The sequence below is a fragment of the Ignavibacteriota bacterium genome, from assembly GCA_016707525.1.
Taxonomy (GTDB): domain Bacteria; phylum Bacteroidota; class Ignavibacteria; order UBA10030; family UBA6906; genus JAGDMK01.
Genome location: JADJHP010000014.1, coordinates 127,490 through 146,838, shown reverse-complemented (window position 1 = coordinate 146,838; position 19,349 = coordinate 127,490). Strand labels below are relative to the sequence as shown.

20 protein-coding genes are annotated in these 19,349 nt (G+C 61.4%); all 20 read right to left on the bottom strand.

All coding sequences use genetic code 11. The annotated features are described in order from the left end of the window. Positions 1-266 precede the first annotated feature (266 nt). A complete protein-coding gene (locus IPI01_18735) occupies positions 267-1,175 on the bottom strand; it encodes a TIGR01777 family protein (GenBank protein ID MBK7259795.1) in 909 nt (302 codons plus the stop codon). Then, positions 1,172-1,648: an SRPBCC family protein gene (locus tag IPI01_18730; protein MBK7259794.1), complete on the bottom strand. Its 477-nt coding sequence runs from the start codon at positions 1,646-1,648 to the stop codon at positions 1,172-1,174. Before IPI01_18730 ends, IPI01_18735 begins: the two co-directional genes overlap by 4 nt. Then, the gene (locus tag IPI01_18725; protein ID MBK7259793.1) at positions 1,645-1,962 is read right to left on the bottom strand and encodes a VOC family protein; all 318 of its coding nucleotides are present in this window, start codon (positions 1,960-1,962) and stop codon (positions 1,645-1,647) included. Before IPI01_18725 ends, IPI01_18730 begins: the two co-directional genes overlap by 4 nt. Beyond that, positions 1,952-2,260 (bottom strand): lycopene cyclase domain-containing protein, encoded by a 309-nt coding sequence (locus IPI01_18720; protein MBK7259792.1) that lies wholly within the window; start codon positions 2,258-2,260, stop codon positions 1,952-1,954. Before IPI01_18720 ends, IPI01_18725 begins: the two co-directional genes overlap by 11 nt. Then, positions 2,257-2,565, bottom strand: a complete 309-nt coding sequence (locus IPI01_18715; protein ID MBK7259791.1) for a lycopene cyclase domain-containing protein — start codon at positions 2,563-2,565, stop codon at positions 2,257-2,259. Before IPI01_18715 ends, IPI01_18720 begins: the two co-directional genes overlap by 4 nt. Next, positions 2,565-3,119 carry an SRPBCC family protein gene (locus IPI01_18710; protein ID MBK7259790.1) on the bottom strand — a complete coding sequence of 185 codons (555 nt, stop codon included), beginning with the start codon at positions 3,117-3,119 and terminating at the stop codon, positions 2,565-2,567. The genes IPI01_18715 and IPI01_18710 overlap by 1 nt, the downstream gene beginning before the upstream one ends. A gap of 19 nt (positions 3,120-3,138) precedes the next feature. Next, positions 3,139-3,603 carry a hypothetical protein gene (locus IPI01_18705; protein ID MBK7259789.1) on the bottom strand — a complete coding sequence of 155 codons (465 nt, stop codon included), beginning with the start codon at positions 3,601-3,603 and terminating at the stop codon, positions 3,139-3,141. A 15-nt stretch (positions 3,604-3,618) separates the two neighbouring features. Further along, positions 3,619-4,866: a deoxyribodipyrimidine photo-lyase gene (locus IPI01_18700; GenBank protein MBK7259788.1), complete on the bottom strand. Its 1,248-nt coding sequence runs from the start codon at positions 4,864-4,866 to the stop codon at positions 3,619-3,621. A gap of 32 nt (positions 4,867-4,898) precedes the next feature. Further along, positions 4,899-5,786 carry a polyprenyl synthetase family protein gene (locus IPI01_18695; GenBank protein MBK7259787.1) on the bottom strand — a complete coding sequence of 296 codons (888 nt, stop codon included), beginning with the start codon at positions 5,784-5,786 and terminating at the stop codon, positions 4,899-4,901. 23 nt (positions 5,787-5,809) lie between these two features. After that, positions 5,810-6,772: a phytoene/squalene synthase family protein gene (locus tag IPI01_18690; GenBank protein ID MBK7259786.1), complete on the bottom strand. Its 963-nt coding sequence runs from the start codon at positions 6,770-6,772 to the stop codon at positions 5,810-5,812. Position 6,773: 1 nt separating this feature from the next. Further along, a complete protein-coding gene (locus IPI01_18685; protein ID MBK7259785.1) occupies positions 6,774-7,676 on the bottom strand; it encodes a cobalamin-dependent protein in 903 nt (300 codons plus the stop codon). A gap of 81 nt (positions 7,677-7,757) precedes the next feature. After that, the gene (crtI, locus tag IPI01_18680; GenBank protein ID MBK7259784.1) at positions 7,758-9,242 is read right to left on the bottom strand and encodes a phytoene desaturase; all 1,485 of its coding nucleotides are present in this window, start codon (positions 9,240-9,242) and stop codon (positions 7,758-7,760) included. 81 nt (positions 9,243-9,323) lie between these two features. Beyond that, complete coding sequence (glgB, locus tag IPI01_18675; protein ID MBK7259783.1) at positions 9,324-11,534, bottom strand: 1,4-alpha-glucan branching protein GlgB; 2,211 nt, start codon at positions 11,532-11,534, stop codon at positions 9,324-9,326. Positions 11,535-11,537: 3 nt separating this feature from the next. Beyond that, positions 11,538-12,917, bottom strand: coding sequence for a hypothetical protein (locus IPI01_18670; protein ID MBK7259782.1), 1,380 nt, complete (start codon positions 12,915-12,917; stop codon positions 11,538-11,540). Positions 12,918-12,924: 7 nt separating this feature from the next. Next, positions 12,925-13,560 carry a penicillin-binding protein activator LpoB gene (locus IPI01_18665; protein ID MBK7259781.1) on the bottom strand — a complete coding sequence of 212 codons (636 nt, stop codon included), beginning with the start codon at positions 13,558-13,560 and terminating at the stop codon, positions 12,925-12,927. Between the two features lie 210 nt (positions 13,561-13,770). Then, positions 13,771-14,142, bottom strand: a complete 372-nt coding sequence (gene trxA / locus IPI01_18660) for a thioredoxin (protein ID MBK7259780.1) — start codon at positions 14,140-14,142, stop codon at positions 13,771-13,773. Positions 14,143-14,263: 121 nt separating this feature from the next. After that, the gene (locus IPI01_18655; protein MBK7259779.1) at positions 14,264-14,947 is read right to left on the bottom strand and encodes a response regulator transcription factor; all 684 of its coding nucleotides are present in this window, start codon (positions 14,945-14,947) and stop codon (positions 14,264-14,266) included. Continuing rightward, positions 14,944-16,830, bottom strand: a complete 1,887-nt coding sequence (locus tag IPI01_18650) for a hypothetical protein (protein ID MBK7259778.1) — start codon at positions 16,828-16,830, stop codon at positions 14,944-14,946. Before IPI01_18650 ends, IPI01_18655 begins: the two co-directional genes overlap by 4 nt. Positions 16,831-16,866: 36 nt before the next feature. Further along, the gene (locus IPI01_18645) at positions 16,867-18,270 is read right to left on the bottom strand and encodes a M20/M25/M40 family metallo-hydrolase (protein MBK7259777.1); all 1,404 of its coding nucleotides are present in this window, start codon (positions 18,268-18,270) and stop codon (positions 16,867-16,869) included. Further along, the gene (locus IPI01_18640) at positions 18,270-19,301 is read right to left on the bottom strand and encodes an NAD-dependent epimerase/dehydratase family protein (GenBank protein MBK7259776.1); all 1,032 of its coding nucleotides are present in this window, start codon (positions 19,299-19,301) and stop codon (positions 18,270-18,272) included. Before IPI01_18640 ends, IPI01_18645 begins: the two co-directional genes overlap by 1 nt. Positions 19,302-19,349 lie beyond the last annotated feature (48 nt).

Sequence of the window (19,349 nt, the reverse complement as noted above, 5' to 3'; positions counted from 1 at the left end):
TGAGGAGGGCCTCGGCTGCTGCTCTCCAGGCCCCCCGTGGGGGTGCGGGAAACTCAGCGAGCAATCGCCCGCGCGGTGTAGGGTGTTCAGTACTCATAGTTCTATCTCAAAGCGATCACAGTCGGCAGAACAGTATCACGACAGGACCGGGTGCACGTGCGACCCGGCTAACGCTCTGGCATGGCAAGGGACAGGGGAACGAGATTTGAATGAAGGAATATAGCGAAAAAAGGGGAGAAAGTGTAGAGAGGCGGTGAACGGTCGGCCTACACGGCCGACCGCAGCGCTTGATCCAGGCGTGGACGGAGGAACCCATAGCCGGATTCCAACAATTTAAGAGGGACGACCGGCCTCCCTCCAAGGATGATGACGGACATTTCACCGAGCAGTACGCGCAACGCGAACGCAGGAACGGAAAGCCAGGAGGGCCTGTGGAGGGCCCCTCCGAGCCGTTTGGAGAATGCAGCCATCGTCACGGGCTCGGGTGCAACCACATTCACCGGGCCTGTCATGGACGCGGTATCGAGCATGAACACCATGGCGCCGACGACATCATCCACATGCACCCATGGGAACCACTGCTTCCCGGATCCGAGCGGCCCACCCACGAAGAGCCGGAACGGCAACAGCATTCGTTCCAACGCGCCTCCCCCTTTGCCGATCACCACTCCGATACGTGCGATGACCAGCCTGATCCCTCTCGATGCCGCGCCACGCGCCGCACCCTCCCACAGTTGCGCGACATCGGAGAGAAATCCGATTCCGGGGGGATCCTGCTCGGTGACCGGTGCATCACCCTCGTGATGATAGTAGCCAACGGCGGAGGCGTTCAGGAATACCCCGGGCGGGCGAACTGCCGAGAGACACGCCTGCACCAACGCATTGGTCGGATCGGTACGGCTGCGGATCAGAAGTTCCTTCCGGGCGGCCGTCCACCGACCGCCTCCGATCGATGCACCCGCCAGGTTCACAACGGCATCTGCACCATCCAGCTCCCCGCTCCACACCCCCTGGCGGGTCCCATCCCACCGCACCACCCGGACCCCCTCCGGGAATATCCCGGAACGCACGCTCCCGCTCCGGGAGAGCACCACGACCGCATCACCCCGTGCAGAGAGATGACGGACCAACGAGCGCCCGATGAATCCCGTGGCCCCTGCAATGACGACCTTCATGATCCCACCTTTGCCCCTTCACCCATGAATTCGCGCGCAATGATGCGCGCCCGATGATCAAAGATCTTGTCCAACTGCTTCCGAACGAACAAACGATGGATGAGGGGTGCCAGGAGGCCGCCATACAAAGCATAGTGCACCTCATCGAGGATCTCGGTACCATCGTCGGTCTCCCGGAACACGTGCCGGTGATGCCAGAAGGCGTACGGGCCGCGGATCTGTTCGTCAACGAAGGACCGCGGTGGATCATACGTGGTGATCAGTGTCGTCCACCGCAAAGGCACACCCATCACCCGGATCGTGTAGTCGATGAGCGTTCCGGCTTTCATCTCGATAGGCCCCGGCGTCAGGATCGTGAAGCCGATATCCTGCGGCGAGATGCGTTCGAGGTTCTCCGGTCGCGCAAAGAACGGAAAGACGATGTCCAGCGGGCGCGCGATGGTCTGCGCGCGGCGGAGTACATGGACGTTCACGCCCCGGCTCCCTTCTGTGGATAATGGATCCACTCGATGGCGTTGCCGTCGGGGTCGACGACATACCGTGAGATACTGCCATCGCGGTGGACCCGCCCCTTCTTCATGAATTCCTCCGATGGTTCAGGCCCGATATCGAACGCCACATGAGCGGGGTGTTGGTGCGGAAGGGTCAGCGCGATCTTCACCCCTCCTGCATCGAGCATCGCCCACGACTCGTCCTGATACAGGACCCGTGCCCCTGTCGCGGCAACATACCACTCCACCGAACGGGCGATGTCCTGCACATTCACTGCGACATGATCAAACGTCATGATGTCCTTCCTTCCGCACAAAGTACTCCCACAGGACGAGCGACAGCGTTATGAGGCCAAAGCCGTAGAAGAAATCTTCCACGGGGATCGTCCCGAGACGGATACCCAGAAAATACGATGGATCATACAGAACGATGGGCCTCCAGGTAAGATACCCATTGGAGGGGATCTTGAAAAAGAACATGATCGCCAGTGCCACCCAGAAGCGGCGCTGGACAAGGATATGGGTCGCCAGAACCCGGTCCAGCACGACGGAACCCAACGCAGCGGCAAAGGCCAGGAGGGTATACTCTTTCATAGGCCCTTCCACACCTTCCGCACGGCTTCATAGGTGAACACAGAGACGAACACCAGCACGGGAAAGAAGAGCCATTCTTCTACCGGCATCCCGAGCAGGTCCCAGCCCATCACGTACGATGGATTGAATGACCAATGGCCCCGTGCTGTCACAAGCACATCCCATGTCCAGAACACGAGGCAGACGACCGCCATCGCCTTCAGGAGCGATCGGTAGTGCGTGTACATGCGCAGCCGCAGGATGATGCTCAGGAGCAGGGGGAAGAACAGGATGGCCCCCAGCACAAGAAGATACTCAGCGTGCATCAGTTCTCCTTCCTTCCTGCCAGCTGGCCGGGAGCGGCGTCTTCCAATCGTTCCACGAATGTTCCCAGCATGTCGGTGATATCACTCTCCATACGTTCGCTCAAGAATTCTTCGCCCAGCACGGGGGCGAGGAGATGGATCTCGGTGCCACTTTCACGCACCAGCCGCACACGAAGGGACATCCGGACGTCGGTCATGTCATGGTCTGCCGCCGCGAAGGTGAACCGGAACCGCATCCAGTTGCGCGCCGCGCTGTCGGGCGATTGATACGTCACGCTGCCCGCGGCATCAACGGTACAGCGGACAATGAAGTCCGTCCTCATTTCTCCGGAGAACGGTATCTCGCGGGCGGTGAGGTAGTTGAACGACCCATCCTCCCTCGCCGAGATGCCGGCGACACCCGGCATGAAGCGCTCGAGCACGCTGATCTCCCGGAACAGTGCACGGGCGGAGTCCGGTGGCATAGCGAGTGTGACCCCGCCGGACCCGCTCGCATCCAGCGTGAAACCGTTTAGGATGGCCAGCGTGCCGATGAGACCGGTCAGCACGGTCATGGATGTGCACTCACGGAGATCATCGGGCCGTCGCGTCCACGGGCTCGTCGGGTGCCGCATCCCGCACATGCCTGGGCGTAAAGAAGACGAGGAGTCCGTACGGCTCGGTTCCGGTCATATGGTGCACCATGTGTGCCTTCTTCACCTGCTGCAGGTACGGGATGTTGAGCGAAGGCAGTTTTGCCCGGCGATGGACGTACAGATCATGGATCGTACTATAGATGACCCCGTAGAGCGTCACCCCGAGTGTCGCAGCGAAGATGTCGCTCCGCTCCGGATGGCCGTAGGAATACCACATGAAGACGATGGCGATCACGGAGAAGAACGCGGGGAACAGATCGTTCAGTTCAAAGACCCCTTTTCGAGGCGTGTGGTGGCTCTTGTGCAGGATCCAGAGGAACCCGTGGTACACAAAACGGTGCGCCACGTACGAAACCCCTTCCATGACCATGAAGGTGGCGAGCATGATAGCGACAAAACGCATAGTGGGCCTCTTCTGTCAGACGTTCGTTCGTGTGCGAACCAATGATGGCGGAGGTGTTGCCGCCGCTCCGCCGGGGATACGGTAGATCGCCATCGTCCGTACCCGCGCCTCCGCATGGTCCACCATGGGGGACGGATAGTCCCGCCCGATCACGCAGCCGGCTGCTTCCTGTTCCTGTCTGTTGGCATTCCAGGGCTCATGGACCGCGGCCTCCGGGAACCGCGCAAGTTCGGGAACATACCGCCGCACATACGCGCCGGCGGGATCGAACTTCTTCCCTTGCAGGACCGGGTTGAAAATGCGGAACCAGGGCGATGCATCCGTACCGGTCCCCGCGGTCCATTGCCATCCGCCGTTGTTCGACGCATGGTCCGCGTCCCTCAGTACGGTGAAGAAGTACTGCTCTCCCCATTGCCAGTTGATGTGGAGGTCCTTCGTCAGGAAGGAGGCGACGATCATCCGCGCCCGGTTGTGCATCCATCCTTCGTTGCGGAGCTGACGCATGGCGGCATCAACGATCGGGTAGCCGGTGGTGCCGTCCGTCCACCGCTGAAAGCTCTTCTCGTCCGTACTCCAGGGGATCCCGGCGAACTCCTGACGGAACGGGGCAGTCATCACATGAGGAAAGTGCGTGAGTATCTGATAATAGAACTCGCGCCAGACAAGTTCATTGATGAACGTGTCGAACCCTTTGCGGGCACCTGCCGATGCCTCTGCGCGGGCTTCACGTGCCGCATGAAAGACACGCCGGATGGACACCGCGCCGACAGAAAGATACGGCGACAACCGCGACGTCCCGTCAACCCCGGGAAGATCGCGGCGTGTGTCGTACTGACCGGCCCCCGAGGCGATGAACGACCGGAGCCGCGTGATGGCATCCTTCGATGCCCCTCCACCCGCGGCCGGCCAACCGAGGCGCTGCAGGTCCGTTGTGCCGTCCGCAATGGGAACGGGCGCGATGTGGCGCGGGGCATGCACCGCGGGCGCGATATCATCGGTGCCGTTCATCCATGCGTTCTTGTACGGAGTATAGACACGGAACGGCGTTTTGCTGCCTGTCATAACATCGTATGCACCGCGGAGAACACGCTCCGGGAATCGCAGGAACGGGACGCCGATCGATCGGAGTGCGCGCTCTATCCGTGCATCACGTTCCAGGGAAGCGGGATCGGTAACGAGCGGAACCACCGATGCGGCATCCTGAACGGCGTGCCAGAGTGCAGGGTTATCATCCGTCCGTAACGCGCGACGGAACCACACAATGACCCTTCCATATGAAGGCGAACGGGTCACGGTCAGGATCTCCGGTGGACCAGGCCATGCGCAAGCTCATGCAGCCGGGAACGCGCCGGCGAGAACGGGACCACATCGAGGGCCGCACACGCCTCGTTGGTGTACCCTTCGACCATCGCATGGATCTGTTGCGCCCTGTCCATCGTGCTGCCGGCAAGACTGAGATAGGTACGCCGGCCGTTCCTGGCGTCAAGCCCGACCGTCTTCCCGGTCTGGTCGGCGGTGCCGATGACATCCAGAAGATCATCCATCGCCTGGTACGCAAGGCCAAGGGAAAGTCCGAATTTTCCGAGTGCCTGGACGGTCTTGGGTGCAGCACCGGCCAACACGGCACCCGTGCGGGTGCAGGCCTCGAGCAATCTCGCCGTTTTGCGCTCGACCATCCAGTAGTGCGAGTAGGGATCGCCCGCTGCCGCCGTCTCACTGCAAATGTCGGCATACTGCCCCTCACAGAGGCCAAGGAACGCAGTCGTCAGGGTCTGCTGCACCTCTGTTTTCCGTGCGCTGGAGAGCGATTGGATGAGGCGGAACGACAGGGCCACCAGTGCATCGCCGGCGAGGATCGCCACTCCCACCCCGTGCGTCGCCACGACCGTGGGCCTGCCGCGCCGTGTCGGCGCATTATCCATGATATCGTCATGCACGAGCGACGATACGTGAAGCAGTTCCAATGCTGCACCGGCGATCACTGCATCCTTGTCATCTCCGCCGGCGGCCTCGCAGGCAAGTGCAGTCAATACGGGCCGGATGCGCTTTCCTCCGGCGACGGCCTCGGTCAGGATCTCCCGCAGCGACGCAGGCTCGACCTGGCTGACAGACTCTTGCAGCATACGGTCGATCAGCAGGGGGAGCGACTCTTCGAGAGCCGGTGTACGAAGCGGCATTGCCATAGTGGTCTCCGGTAAAATTGAGTTCACCGGCCGCCCCCGGGGCGGCCCAGCGAATGTGCATCAGGATGTGTCACCATGCTTCCGCGGGAGGCGACACGGACAGGACGCGACGTGCGGCCCACGAAGGACCGGAGCATCAGTACAACGGCAAGGCGCAATTTCATCCCCGGCCGGACGTGTGCACGCTGCGAGAAGACATCGTAGGCATTCTTCTCGATGGCATCGAGGATGCGGCTGTACAGGGTTCTCATCAACTGCGTGCTGAACCGGGACCCGTCGTCGGGGATCATCGGGATCCCCGGATCCGCATCGGCATAGAGCGTACGGGCGCGCGCGATCTGGAATTGGATCAGCGCACGGATGGCCGGCGTGACCCTGCCGGCACCGAGCATCTCTTCCGTCACGCCATGCGCGCGCAGATCTTCCTGCGGAAGGTAGACGCGGCCCATCCGGAGGTCTTCGCCGATATCGCGAAGGATATTGGTGAGCTGCATCGCCGTCCCGAGTTGGGCTGCATGGTGGAGCGCCGCCGCAGTCGTGGCCCCGAAGATACGCGTCATGATCAGCCCCACGACCGATGCCACGCGATAGCAGTAGACCTCGAGATCGGCCCAGGTCTCGAACCTGCGCGGCGTCAGGTCCATCGCCACACCCGTGAGCAACTCATCAAAATACAGGCGGGGGATGCTGTAGGTCCTGACGACCTCACGCAGCGCGATCCACCTGGTCGGGACGTCGGCGCCGGCATAGACCGCATCAAGCTCCTCCCGGAGTCGGGCGATCTGCCGTTCCGCATCAGGGATCCGTTCGGTATCTTCCCGGTGCACATCCGTGAGATTGTCCGCATAACGGCAGAAGGCATACACCACGTACGCTGCATCCCGTTTGTCCTGCGGCAGGACGTGCGACGCGAAATAGAACGTCCGCGCGTACCGGCGCGTGATCGCGCGCGCATGGTCGACGGTATGGAGGGCGGTGCCTTCCATGTCAGCCCACCTGTTCCGAACGGCGTGCACGGCGGTCGGCCGCACAGGCATCGATGAACGTCGCCAGTTCGCGCGAAGAATTCAACACACCGTCGTGCCATACTTCAGGATGCAGGGCAACGGGCACGCCGGAGCCGCCGATGATCAGGCGGATCCCCATCTTCGCAACCGCATCGGCGATCTCGCGGATATCGTGCATGAGCTGATCGTGGACATGGTCATGGGTGATGGAAAGCGCGACCACCGTTGGCCGCAGCTCCTGCGCCGCAAGGATCACCGCATCGGCGGGCGTCCGTGCACCCAGGTAATGCGTCTGCCAGCCCTCTGATTCGAACAGATTCGCTGCGCAGCGGAGGCCGATCTCATGGAGTTCGTCACCGAGACAGGCGAAGACCACGGCATCGCCGGTGGCGGGTTTGACCAGGATCTCGTTCTGCAGTTTTGCGAGCGCGTCCAGTGTCTCGTACGACGCGCGGTGCTCCTGACTGACGCCGATCTCGCCGCGTTTCCAGCGCTCGCCGATCTCGTACATGCCGGGCCGGAGGATGAGATCATAGATCTCCCAGAGTGCGATGCGGTGTTCGTAGAGATAGGAGAAGAAGATGTAGAGATCGGAGCGGTCCGGCGAAAGCGCTTTTTCAACGAAGGTCTGCACGAGCGTGGCAAAATCGCGCTTGAGGATCCCCATCTGCACACGCTCATCCTGTCCTTCATGCCCCGGGAGCGTGAGGACGCCGGTGGGTTCGAAATTGTTCTTCTCTGCGAACTCGATGACATTCCTGATCTGGAATTTCCTGTGGCCACCCGGCGTTTTCTGGCACCGGAGCATTCCGTCATCCGCCCAGCGCTTCACGGTCGTTTCCGTGACATTGAACAATCGTGCCACGTCGATCGTGGATATCACGGTTTTGTGCATCGTTTTGGGGCGCATATGGTTCGGTTGTTATTGACGAATTCTTCGTTTCTGGTTCCGGGGCAAAAAAAATCAGCTCTTGTTGTCCTCGACGATACAGACTTCAGTCGCCTCAGCCCCAAGCAACACGCCCGGAACCCCGCCTCCCGGATGCGTCCCCGCTCCAACAAAATACAGACCCCGGACCTCTTCGCTTCTATTATGAGGCCGGAAGATCGCGCTCTGTGTTAAACGCGGTTCGATGCTAAAAGCGTTCCCGAGATGGGCATTTAGTTGTTCTTTGAAATCCACAGGCGTGAACGTCTCCAAAACATCGATATTTGAGCGGAAATCCTCGAGTCCGAACTCTTCTTCCAGGAACGTGAGGATCCGCTCACGGAAGGGCCCTGCGGTCGACGCCCAGTCGATCGACGCTCCCAGATGCGGCACCGGCACGAGCAGATAAATGCTCTCGGCTCCCTCGGGGGCCATCGATGGATCGGTCCGCGTCGGCACATGCAGATACATCGAGAAATCGTCGGGGAGTGTCTTCTTTTCGAAGATATCCTTCACCAGCTCCCGGTACCGCTTGCTGATGATCAGCGTATGGTGCTTCAGTTGCGGATACTTCTTCCGGACGCCGATGTACAGCAGGAACACGCTCATGGAGATGTGCAGCTTGTCGATCGCCCGGTCGGTCCACCGGTGCGTCCGGTGTTCGGGCGCGATGAGGTTCTTGTACACCCACGGCACATCGCCGTTCGATACAACGATGTCGGCATCATGGACTTCGCCACCGACACGCACGCCTCGTGCCGCGCCGTCACGGACGACGATCTCCTGCACCTCAGCATTCGTCCTGATCGTACCGCCGAGTTCCAGGAACAGTTTTTCGAATGCCTGTACCAGGCTGTACATCCCGCCGCGGGAGAACCACACACCCGCTTCGCGCTCGAGGTACGGGATCATGATATAGATGCTGGGCGCGCGGAACGGCGAGCCGCCGATGAAGAGCGGATGGAACGAGAATGCGAAGCGGTTATGCTCGTGCCGGAAGTACTTGCTGACGTAGCTGTAGACGGGAAGCATCCCGCCCAGTCCGATCGCACGGGGGACGAACTTCAGGAATGAGGACCAGGAATCGAATGGCCTGGATCCCAAACCGTCGGTGATCACGGCATCATAGATCCCGCGCACATCCTGAAAGAAGCGGTCGTAGTTCCCGGCATCCGCAGGATCGAACTTCGCCATCTCCTGCTTCATCCGGACCGGGTCACCGGAGTAATCCATAAAGGTCTTGTCATGGAAGTAGATCCGGTAGAACGGGTCGAGGGGAAGGATATCCAGGTAGTCGCTCATGCGCCGGCCGGCGGCATGGAACACGCGCTCGATGATGAAGGGCGCGGTGATCAGCGACGGCCCCATATCGAAGGTATACCCGTTCTTCACGAGCTGATAGGCCCGGCCACCGACCTTTGCGCGCTTTTCAAAGATGGTGACCTCGTAGCCCCGGGCTTGCAGGCGGATGGCTTCCGCCAGTCCGCCGAACCCGGATCCGATCAATGCAACTCGCTTCACGTAAAGGACCACTCCGGTTATGATGGGTACCCTCTTCTAACACCCCGCAGAGGCGACCCGGTTCCATCGGCCGCGAACGTGTTACCCTTCCTTGCTCAGGATCAGGACCCCCAGAGGTGGAAGAGTAAGCGAGACCGACCAGGGACGATCCTGGTAGGCCGTTTGCTCTGCATAGACCCCCCCCAGATTGCCCTGATTGCTCCCCCCATACCGTGCGGAATCGCTGTTCAGGATCTCCTTATAGTAGCCTCCCTCCGGCACGCCCACGCGGTATCCCGACCGGACGACCGGAGTGAAATTGCACACGATCGTGAGGTTGTCCGCAGGATCGTACGCATGCCGCTCGAATGCGATCACACTTGCCGCGCTGTCCGTGAATTCCAACCAGGAGAACCCGGTATAATTGAAATCGTCCGCGAACAACGCCCGCCGCGTCCGGTAGACCTGGTGCAGGTCCTGGAGCCACGACTGGATCCCCTGGTGGGTATCATGTTGCAGCAGATGCCAGTCCAGGCTATGGTCCGGGTTCCACTCGTCCCACTGGCCGAATTCCGCGCCCATGAAGAGCAGCTTCTTGCCCGGGAACGCGGTCATGAATCCGTACAGGAGGCGGAGGTTGGCGCACTTCTGCCAGAGATCGCCCGGCATCTTGCTGAGGAGCGAGCGCTTGCCGTGCACCACCTCGTCGTGCGATAACGGCAGCATGAAGCGCTCGCTGAAAGCATACAAGAGCGCGAACGTCAGATTGTTGTGATGATACGAGCGGTGCACCGGATCGAACGAAAAGTACTCGAGGATGTCGTGCATCCACCCCATGTTCCATTTCAGGTCGAAGCCCAGCCCACCCGACTGCACGGGTGCAGTGACGCCCGGCCAGGCGGTGGATTCTTCCGCAATAGTGAGCACGCCGGGGTAATAGTCGTGGATGAGATGGTTCAATTCTTTGAGGAATTCGATCGCTTCCAGATTCTCCCGTCCGCCGTTCTTGTTCGGGATCCACTCCCCTTCTTTGCGCGAATAGTCCAGATACAACATGGAGGCCACCGCATCGATGCGGAGGCCGTCGATATGGTACCGATCGACCCAGAACAGCGCATTGCTCAGCAGGAAGTTGCGCACTTCGAGGCGCCCATAATTGAAGATGAAGGTCCCCCAATCCTGATGCAGCCCCTTCCGCGGATCTGCATGCTCGTACAAATGCGTGCCATCGAAGACCGCCAGCGCATGCGTGTCCTGAGGGAAATGTGCCGGGACCCAATCCAGAAGGACGCCGATCCCCTCCTGATGGCAGCGATCCACGAACCACATGAAGTCCTGCGGCGTACCGAACCTGCTGGTCGGCGCAAAATACCCCGTGACCTGGTAGCCCCATGACCCATCGAAGGGGTGCTCCATGATGGGCATCAACTCGATGTGCGTGAATCCCATCGACTTCACGTACGGAATGAGCCGTTCGGCCATAGCGCGGTAACTCAACCAGGTATTCCCTTCGCCGCGCTGCCATGATCCTGGATGCACTTCATACACCGACATGGGCCCGTGGATCGCGAGGCCTTTGCTCCGATCGGTGAGCCATGATGCGTCATTCCACGTGTACCCACCGAGGAGGTTCACGCGGGCGGCAGTGCGGGGGCGCACTTCCATTTCGAACGCATACGGGTCGGTCTTGTCCATGATATACCCCGTTTGCGTCTTGACCTGATACTTGTACAGGACACCTTCCGGCAGTCCGGGAATGAAGATCTCCCAGATCCCCGAGGACCCCAGGACCCGCATGGCATGCGAGCGGCGGTCCCAATTATTGAAATCGCCGATCACGCTCACACTGCGCGCGCCGGGCGCCCACACGGCAAAATGGATACCGCCAACGCCATTGACCTCCGAAAGATGGGCTCCGAGCTTCTCATAGGCGCGATGGTGGGTGCCGGCATTGAAGAGATACTGGTCGAGGTCCGTGACCAGGGGCAGGAACGAATACGAATCATGGAAGATCTCTTCATTCCCGTCTTTGGTGATCTTCCGGATGCGGTACGGGAACACCGCCGTCGCGCCGGGTATGACCGCCTCGTAGAATCCATCCGCGTGGATACGGCGCAACTCGGTCTCCGCGACCCCCTGTACACCGGCATCGGGGACGATCGACACCTTCTCAGCGTCGGGGATGAAGGCGCGGACGGAGACCGCGGTCTTCCCCTTGACCTTGACCACATGCATACCGAGGACACTGCTGGGGTCATAGTGATCCGTGTAGATCACTCTGTAGACATCATCCGATGAGGCAGTTGTTTCCATGGGTCACCGTAGGTCATCCAGTAGAACGAAAGTAGATTTTCCGGCACGTATCTGCACGGAGTCCTGTGTGATGCGGTACCCGCCATCATCGGCGGATGCGCGGACCGCATATGTACCCGGAGGGAGAAAGACGCGCGCGATCTGAAACTGTGCCGGCAGGGTCCGCCAGGTCCGGACATCCGCCGATTCTGTTGCACCGACAACAAGATCGATGGCCAGGCTCGAGAGGAAATTCGTCAACCGGTCGCCGCTGGTCTCCGATGCCCCATCGTCGCCACTCTTCTTCTTGACCGCACTCTTGGCCTTTTCCGCCGCAAGGAACTTCAGCAGCGCCCGCCCGCCGCTCTTCAGATAGATCAATCCCAACCGGTCTTCCAGCACCTTTCCCGCGATCGCGGTCACATCCTCGGCAAGCACCGTACGCGCCGATGCCGCCTCACTCGAATCCTCCGCCCGGTGCACGCGGATGTCGTATGTCCGGTTCCCCCGGAAACGCGGAACGAATTTCGGAAGGGCGATCTGGAACGTATGGAGGGTGCCGTGTTCATCGGCAATGGACACGCTCGGGCGTTCTTCGATCTTCACAGGGCCCCGGCCGGCATACGCGATCACCACGAGGCTCCCCTGCGCGGCCATGGTACGGTCGAACGGCGCCCCACCGAGTTCACGGTACCTCTCGGCCTGCTCGGTGAAGGTCAGCATCCCCGCGGTGCGCACCAGGTCATCGAGCACCATGCGGGGCAGAGGCGTGCCGAACGTCTTCGCATACATCCCGTACCCTTCGTACGCCTTCGTATACGCAATGAACGCGTCGTTGATCTCGCCGGTGGATTCATACAGGATGCCGGAGAGATACCGCGCGAACGCGTCCTCCTGATAGGCGTTCTTGCCTTCGTACTGACGGGCATACTCCTTCAGCTTCAGGTCCACCTTGCGCGCTTCCACCAGCGCTTCGTCGGGCAGGCCCTTCGCGGCGAAGTTCAGGGCAAGGAACACGTTCACCAGGACCCGTTCAAAATCCTCGCCGTCGTATGGCAGCACGTTGTCATTGAGGACGAATGCCAGCGCCTCCGCCGACACGCTCTTCGTGTAGAGATCACCGATCTCGCGTTCGGCGGCAAGGAGGTACGCCGACGATGAATCGGGGTTGCCGGCGTAGTGATGCAGCGCCCCCATATCCAGGCCATAGAGAACGCTGCTCTTCTCTCCATAGGCCTCCCGGTGCGAGCGCACCGTCTCGATCGCCTCGCCGTATTTCCCGGCGGCCATGCCGGCATCGACATCGCGGTAGAACGCCGTCGGCGCAGCACACGAGGCAAGAAGCAGCGAACACGCCGCGGCGGCAAGCCGCAGCGTGCCCATCATGATCGGATGCGGAGACATGCGATCGTCAGAACTTGCTGCCGCTCTGCGACACGAGCTTCTTCAGCTTCTTCTCGCCGATCCATGCTTTCCGGTTCGTCTCGATGTTGACGAGCTCGAGGTTGACCTGGTAGTACTTCACCTGCTGCCCGCCTTCGGCATCGATGATGCTGGTGATGTCGCCGCGCAGCATGAAATCCGCTCCGGTCTCCTGCTGGAATTTCTTCAGCGATTCGGCCGAGGAGAATTCCTGCTGGTCGGTCCGCTCATCGCGCACTTCCTGACGCTCTTCCTTGTTCGCCACGAAGTCCACACGGCCGGAGTTGATCAGCTCACGTTCGAGGTTCTTGATGAACGCGGTCGTGGCGATGTGCTCGGACGTCCGGTTGCGGACGGTCCCGACGATGACCACCGGCGTGCGTTTCTTGTCGCCTTTGAATTCGCCCAACCACGGCCGGGCCAGCACATCCTTGATCATCTCTTCCGCAACGAGGCGCGAATCCGTATCGTTCCAGTCGCCGCTCAGGTCGATCTGCTCATCGGGCTCGACGCGGGTGACGGTCCTGGATGCACCGCAACCGGAGAGCATCGACAACGCAAGAACCATGAAACCAACAGAGAGAAATCGGAGGGTGGTCACAGCATGTCTCCTTGCACTATTCATGAATGACGGGGCCTGTGGTGGTGTGACGCTTCAAGATAGCAAAATCGCGAGGAATCCTCAATGTTCGCGAAGCGGAGGGAGGCACAGCGGAGGAAGGCTCAGGCAGGGCGCCGGCGAAGGAGCAGGAAGCATGGCAGAAAACAAGAACGGGCAGGCCCGGGTCGGCGTTGCGCTTCTCCGGGCTGCCCGCAGGGTCACAGATCCACGATGTCAGACAGTCACGAGCGGTGGATTCACACCCAGCACAGAACCGATCGCATCCTTGAATGCCTCCTTTGGGAGGGCACCCATTGCCATCTGCGGCTGGCCGTCCTTGGGGACGAACAGCAGGGACGGAATGCTTCGAATGCCAAATATGGAGGCCAGTTCCTGCTCTTTTTCGGTATCGATCTTGTAGACGTTGATCTTACCGGCATACTCCTTCGAGAGCTCCTCCAGGATCGGCGCTACCATCTTGCACGGCCCGCACCAATCCGCGTAAAAATCGATGATACAGGGGAGTTCGCCTTCGTATTTCCACTCTTTGCTCTTCTCGAAATCGAAGATCTTTTCCTTGAACGACTGCATCGTAAGGAATTCCATCGGTCCCTCGTGATTCTGGCTGTTCGTGTGACCCGCACAGCGGGATGATCTGTAGATAAGATGCCGGGATAACCGGAAAGGGGTCAACCATGATACCCGGGACAGTGGCGTTTTCCGGGGGTCAGGAAGAGGGTCCCGCCGATCCGTTGTTCAGATCGATGATCTGCAGGTCACCGGCGTAGGGCTTTGAACTGACGGTGGTGATATGCTGCGCTTTCCGCACGAGCGCCTCGATGCGGCTCAGTTCATTCTTCAGGGCGGCCAGGTCCCGGCCGATGTCGGGCATGGATGCCAGTCGCGCGTCCCGCGAGAGTTTTGCGTGAAGGAGCGTGATCGCACTGAGCGGATTGCCTATCTCGTGAGCGAGAGAGCCGGCCATTTCCAGGACGGTGGCACGCCGGACCTGCTGCGCAAGTTCCTCTTCCAGCTTCTTGTTCCTGATCCCCACGCGGATCCGGACGAGCAGTTCCTCATTATAGAAGGGCTTGGGGAGGTAATCATTCGCCCCCTCATCCATGCCACGGATGAGGTCCTCTTTGCCACTCCGGCCCGTGACCATGATAACGTAGCGCTCACGGTGTTCCGCCGATGCGCGCATGCGCCGGATCAGGGCAACACCATCGGTATCCGGCAGCACCCAATCCATCAGCAGCACGTCGGGTTTGTCGGATACGATCTTGGCCCAGCCTTCCTGGCCGTCCCTGGCGGTTGTCACGTGGTAGCCGAGGGGACCGAGGAGCGCCACCATGCTCGCGAGGAAATCGTGATCGTCATCGATGATCAGAACCGAGACAGGGTCGTTCATTGCGCTGGTTCGCCTGGTGGTGGGGGGGAAGCGACGCCGAGTGCCGCACGGCAGCGGTCCGCGTATGATCGCGCGTGGTGGTTTCTCGGATCGAGGTGCAGGGCCCGTTCGAACCATGGGAGGGCTCCTTGCATATCCCGCTTCCCTTCGAAAAGCATCTGGCCGTACGTGTACACTGCGGTAGCATCGAGAGTGTCGAGAGCCACGGCTGTGCGGATACGGCCGAGCGCCGCATCCACATCGCCCCCGGCGAACAACACGATCGCAAGGTTGGTATGGGTTTCAGGATCAACGCTTCCCCACGCGATCGCCTTCTCATACGCGATGCGCGCGGCCGGCCCATTGCCAGCGATCGCCTCGGCGTTCGCGAGCACCGTCCACCGGCGGGCATTCGTGGAATCAAGGACGACCATCCGGGCGAATGCGTCGACGGCCCCGTGTACATCCCGGCGCTCGCGCCGGTAGTCGCCGACCTCTTCATACGCGATCGCCATGGCCCGCGGCGATATGGCGCGGAAGTCCAGAAGAGCATCGAACCTGAGCAGAGAACCTTCCCCGCGGGCATTCACACCGACCCATCCCGCCGTATGCACCACCGTGATGAGGGCCATGACCACAACACCCCGTGTGCGGGTCTCCGACGGCCCCATCATCGCGAGCCAGCCGGCTAGTCCGCCGAGCCCGATCACCGCTGCGCAGGGCGCGGCGAGGTCCCAATCCCTGCTCAGTCCCAATTCGAAATTATTCAGGAACAGCCAGAGCACCGGGGGTCCTGCGACCACGATCCAGAAGAACGTGCCGGGCGGACGATAGCGGGCTGGTACGAGGGCGCCAGCAAAGAGCCCGCCGGCGAGGACGAGCGCGAACGGTGACACCAGCAGGTGCAGGTTCAACAGATCGATCCAGTGCCAGAGGGAGAAGAGCGTGTAGCTCTCGTTCCACCCATCGGTCCCGCGCAGGGGGAGGAACGATCCCCCGTCTCTCAGGAACGTCGCCAGGAGCCGGGCGGGCGAGTACGACAACAGCACAAGAATGAGTGCGGCAGCAACAGCGGACCCGAGAACCGCCACCGCAAGATCCTTCCACCGTTTCCCGCGTGCGGCACCTCCCAGGAGCAACAGCAGGACGGGTGCAAAGAGCGCCATGCCGACATGGAGGAAGACGAGGACCACAAAGAGCACCGAGAGGGTGAGAAGGGAACCATGCCCTTCACGGACACGCTGCGCCGCCGCGATGAAGGCGAGCAGCATCACAAAGGCGGGCGCGTAGGTTTCCACATAACCAAAGAAGAGCATCGCGGCCCCGCTTCCCCCGATGAGCACCGACAGCGCAAGGCGTTCGCGTGCATCGGCTGCGAGAGGCCGTGTGAGGGTCCACACAACGGGGACTGCAGCCATGCCGGAAAGGATCGAAAGAGCCTGCCATGCGGCGAGCGCGGGATCCGCGGCACCGATCGACCGGGATACCTGGAACAGGAAGGCGGCGAGAAGGCCGGTGAAGGGTGCGGTCGGAAATGAAGCCGGGATATCGCCGGATGCGACCGCGACGGGAAGCGTACGCAAAACCAGATACCCATCGCCAAGGAAGAACGTCCGCTGACGGAAGGCCCAGAACAACACTCCCGCTGCAGCACACAGGACCACCCACAGGAGCATCGCCCGCAGGCGTGTCTGTGAAGAGAAGAGCACACCGCATCGTTGCAGGAAGGCCAGCACCCCGTCCTGCACCGCGGGAAGCAACGCTGATGCCATGAGGATGCCGAGGACGATCGGGACGGGAAGCGGCAGGAATCCCCAGAAGTGACCGCCCCAGTTCACGGCAGACGGGAACGCGCCGGCGAGACCGACGAAGACCAGGAGTGCGAGCCCGGTCCTGCTGATCACCGTGATGGATGGTCGTTGATCCGTATCCCCTCCGGTTTACAATCCCTCTTCCGATAGCAGATACACCAGCAGTGCTCCGGCGATCGCTCCGAGTTCGAGTTCACGCGGGTGCACGGCCTGAAGCGTATCGTTCGCCGAATGATGGAGATCGAAATAGCGGTGATGGTCCACCACAAGCCCGAAGCCAACCGCACCTGCGTTCACGATCGGCGAGACATCCACGCCGGCGTGGCCGGCGGAGATCTGTCCCGCACCGACAAGGTCCAGGACCGGGGCCCACCGCTTCACGCGTTCCACGGTTGCGCTGTCTGCCTGGACCGTGAATCCCCGCGGCGTGAATCCGCCACGGTCCGCTTCAATGGCGGCAACATGGTGTTCCGAAGCACGATGCGGGTGTGCGGCATACGCCGGGCCGCCGCGTGAGCCGTTCTCTTCATTCATGAACATGACGGCGCGGATCGTCCGCTTCGGCATGATCCCGAGTTCCTTGAGAAGCCGCAGCGCTTCGATCGCCTGCACGCATCCGGAACCATCATCGTGGGCACCGACGCCTTTATCCCAGCAATCCAGGTGTCCGCCGATGACGATCACGTCCTCGGGGTGTTCCGTTCCGCGCAGTTCCCCCATCACGTTCGCAGAAGGGGCATCAGGAAGGGTCTCACACGACAGGCGGAGCTTCACCCGCACCTCCGGGTCGCGTGCGGCCGCAGCGCTCAGAAGGTCCGCATCCCGGACCCCGATGGCAACGGCAGGGATCTTCGCGACGCCATCGGCGTACGACATCGATCCCGTGTGCGGCACATTGTCGTGGGCAAGCGTCACCGATCGGACGATCACGCCGACCGCTCCGGCGCGCGCCGCTTCGATGGCGCCCGCGGCCCGTTGATCCACCGCACCACCATACCCGGCGAAGGTATTCAGGAGGGCGGGATCCATGGGGCGATTGAAGAAGACGATCTTCCCTGCTGCACGGGACCCTGCGGCACGCAACTCGTTGAACGAACGCACTTCAAGGAGAGCGGCGCTGATGCCGGTGCGGGGCGTTCCGATGCTCCCGCCGAGAGCTGCGACGGCGAGCGTACGCCGATGGCCATCAGCCTCGATGAGGAACGCTTCCTCGGTCGAACCACGCACCCAGTGCGGCACCATCACCGACTCGGCACGCACGTTCACGAACCCATACCTGCGCATCATCGCAGCGGTCAATGCTACCGCCTTCGCCGCACCCGGCGATCCGCTCAACCGCGGCCCGCACGTGGTGGTCAGTTCCGCGAGGAGCGTGTAGGCATTGTTCCCGGTCAACCCCGCGCGGAGAAGCAAACGCGCGAGGGAATCCGCCGGTGGTGACCCGGCAGCGGCAGGCATGGCCCACCCGCACAGCAGCGCACTGATGCAGCAGGCGAGGGCGATACGCGATCGATGACGGTGGCGTGCGGCCATCACTTGCTGTACCGGCGCCGGATGGTCGGGATCAAATATTCTTCGAACGCCCGCTTCTGGTCGTAGGCCGGTGACAACCCCCAATCGCGGCGTGCGGCCTCATCATTGACATCCTCCGGCCAGGAATCGACGATCGCCTGCCGCTTGTCATCGGGCAGGAACGCGATCGACGCGCCGGGGAACGCCGACAGGACGATATCGCGGATCTCGCCGGCGGAGGGGCTGAAACTGGTGATGTTATACACGGACTGTGTGAGCGACGATACCGGGGCCTGCTGGAGCCGCAGCATGGCGGTGATGGCATCCGGCATTGCCATGAACGGGATCCGGACATCCTCGCGCACGAAACAGGCGTACGGCTTTCCCTGGGCTGCGGCGTGGAGCATCTCGGGGGCATAGTCGCTCGTCCCCCCGCTCGGAACCGTCTCGGCGCTGATCAAACCCGGGAATCGGATGGAGCGGAAATCCACGCCGGCCTTTTCGGCATCCGCCGCAAGCTGACGGTAGTGGTGCGAGTAATACCGGCCGAGGTGCTCGCAATACAATTTATTGCATCCGTACATCGTCACAGGCGTCGTCCATTCATTCTCCCGCACCCGCCCTGCCGCACGCTTCTGCGCCACCGATGGGAGGCCGTAGACGGCGATCGAACTGGGAAAAAGGAACTGCACCGGCGCACCCTGCCAGCGCGATTGTTCGATGGCGAGCTTGAGCAGGAACATGGTGCCTTCAACGTTCACGCGGTGCGCCGCTTCGGGTGTGAATTCGGCGCGCGTCGAGAGCAGCGCGGCGAGATGGAAGATCGTGCGGATCTGATATTCGCTGGCCAGGCGCTCGAGCAGACGCGAATCCAGGATATCGCCCACCAGCGTGGTGCCGCAGTGGGCTTTCAGGTCGTCATCAATGGGGCGGACATCCATGGCAATGATGTGGTGGCCACCGGCAGCGGACAGGCGTTCGATAAGGCCGTGCCCCATCTCGCCGTTCGCTCCGGTCACAAGTGTCGCGGGCGTACGAATAGTGTCAGGCATAGACTGTTACGGTCAGTTAGTGGTGGTGGAGATCCTGGTGAGAACGGA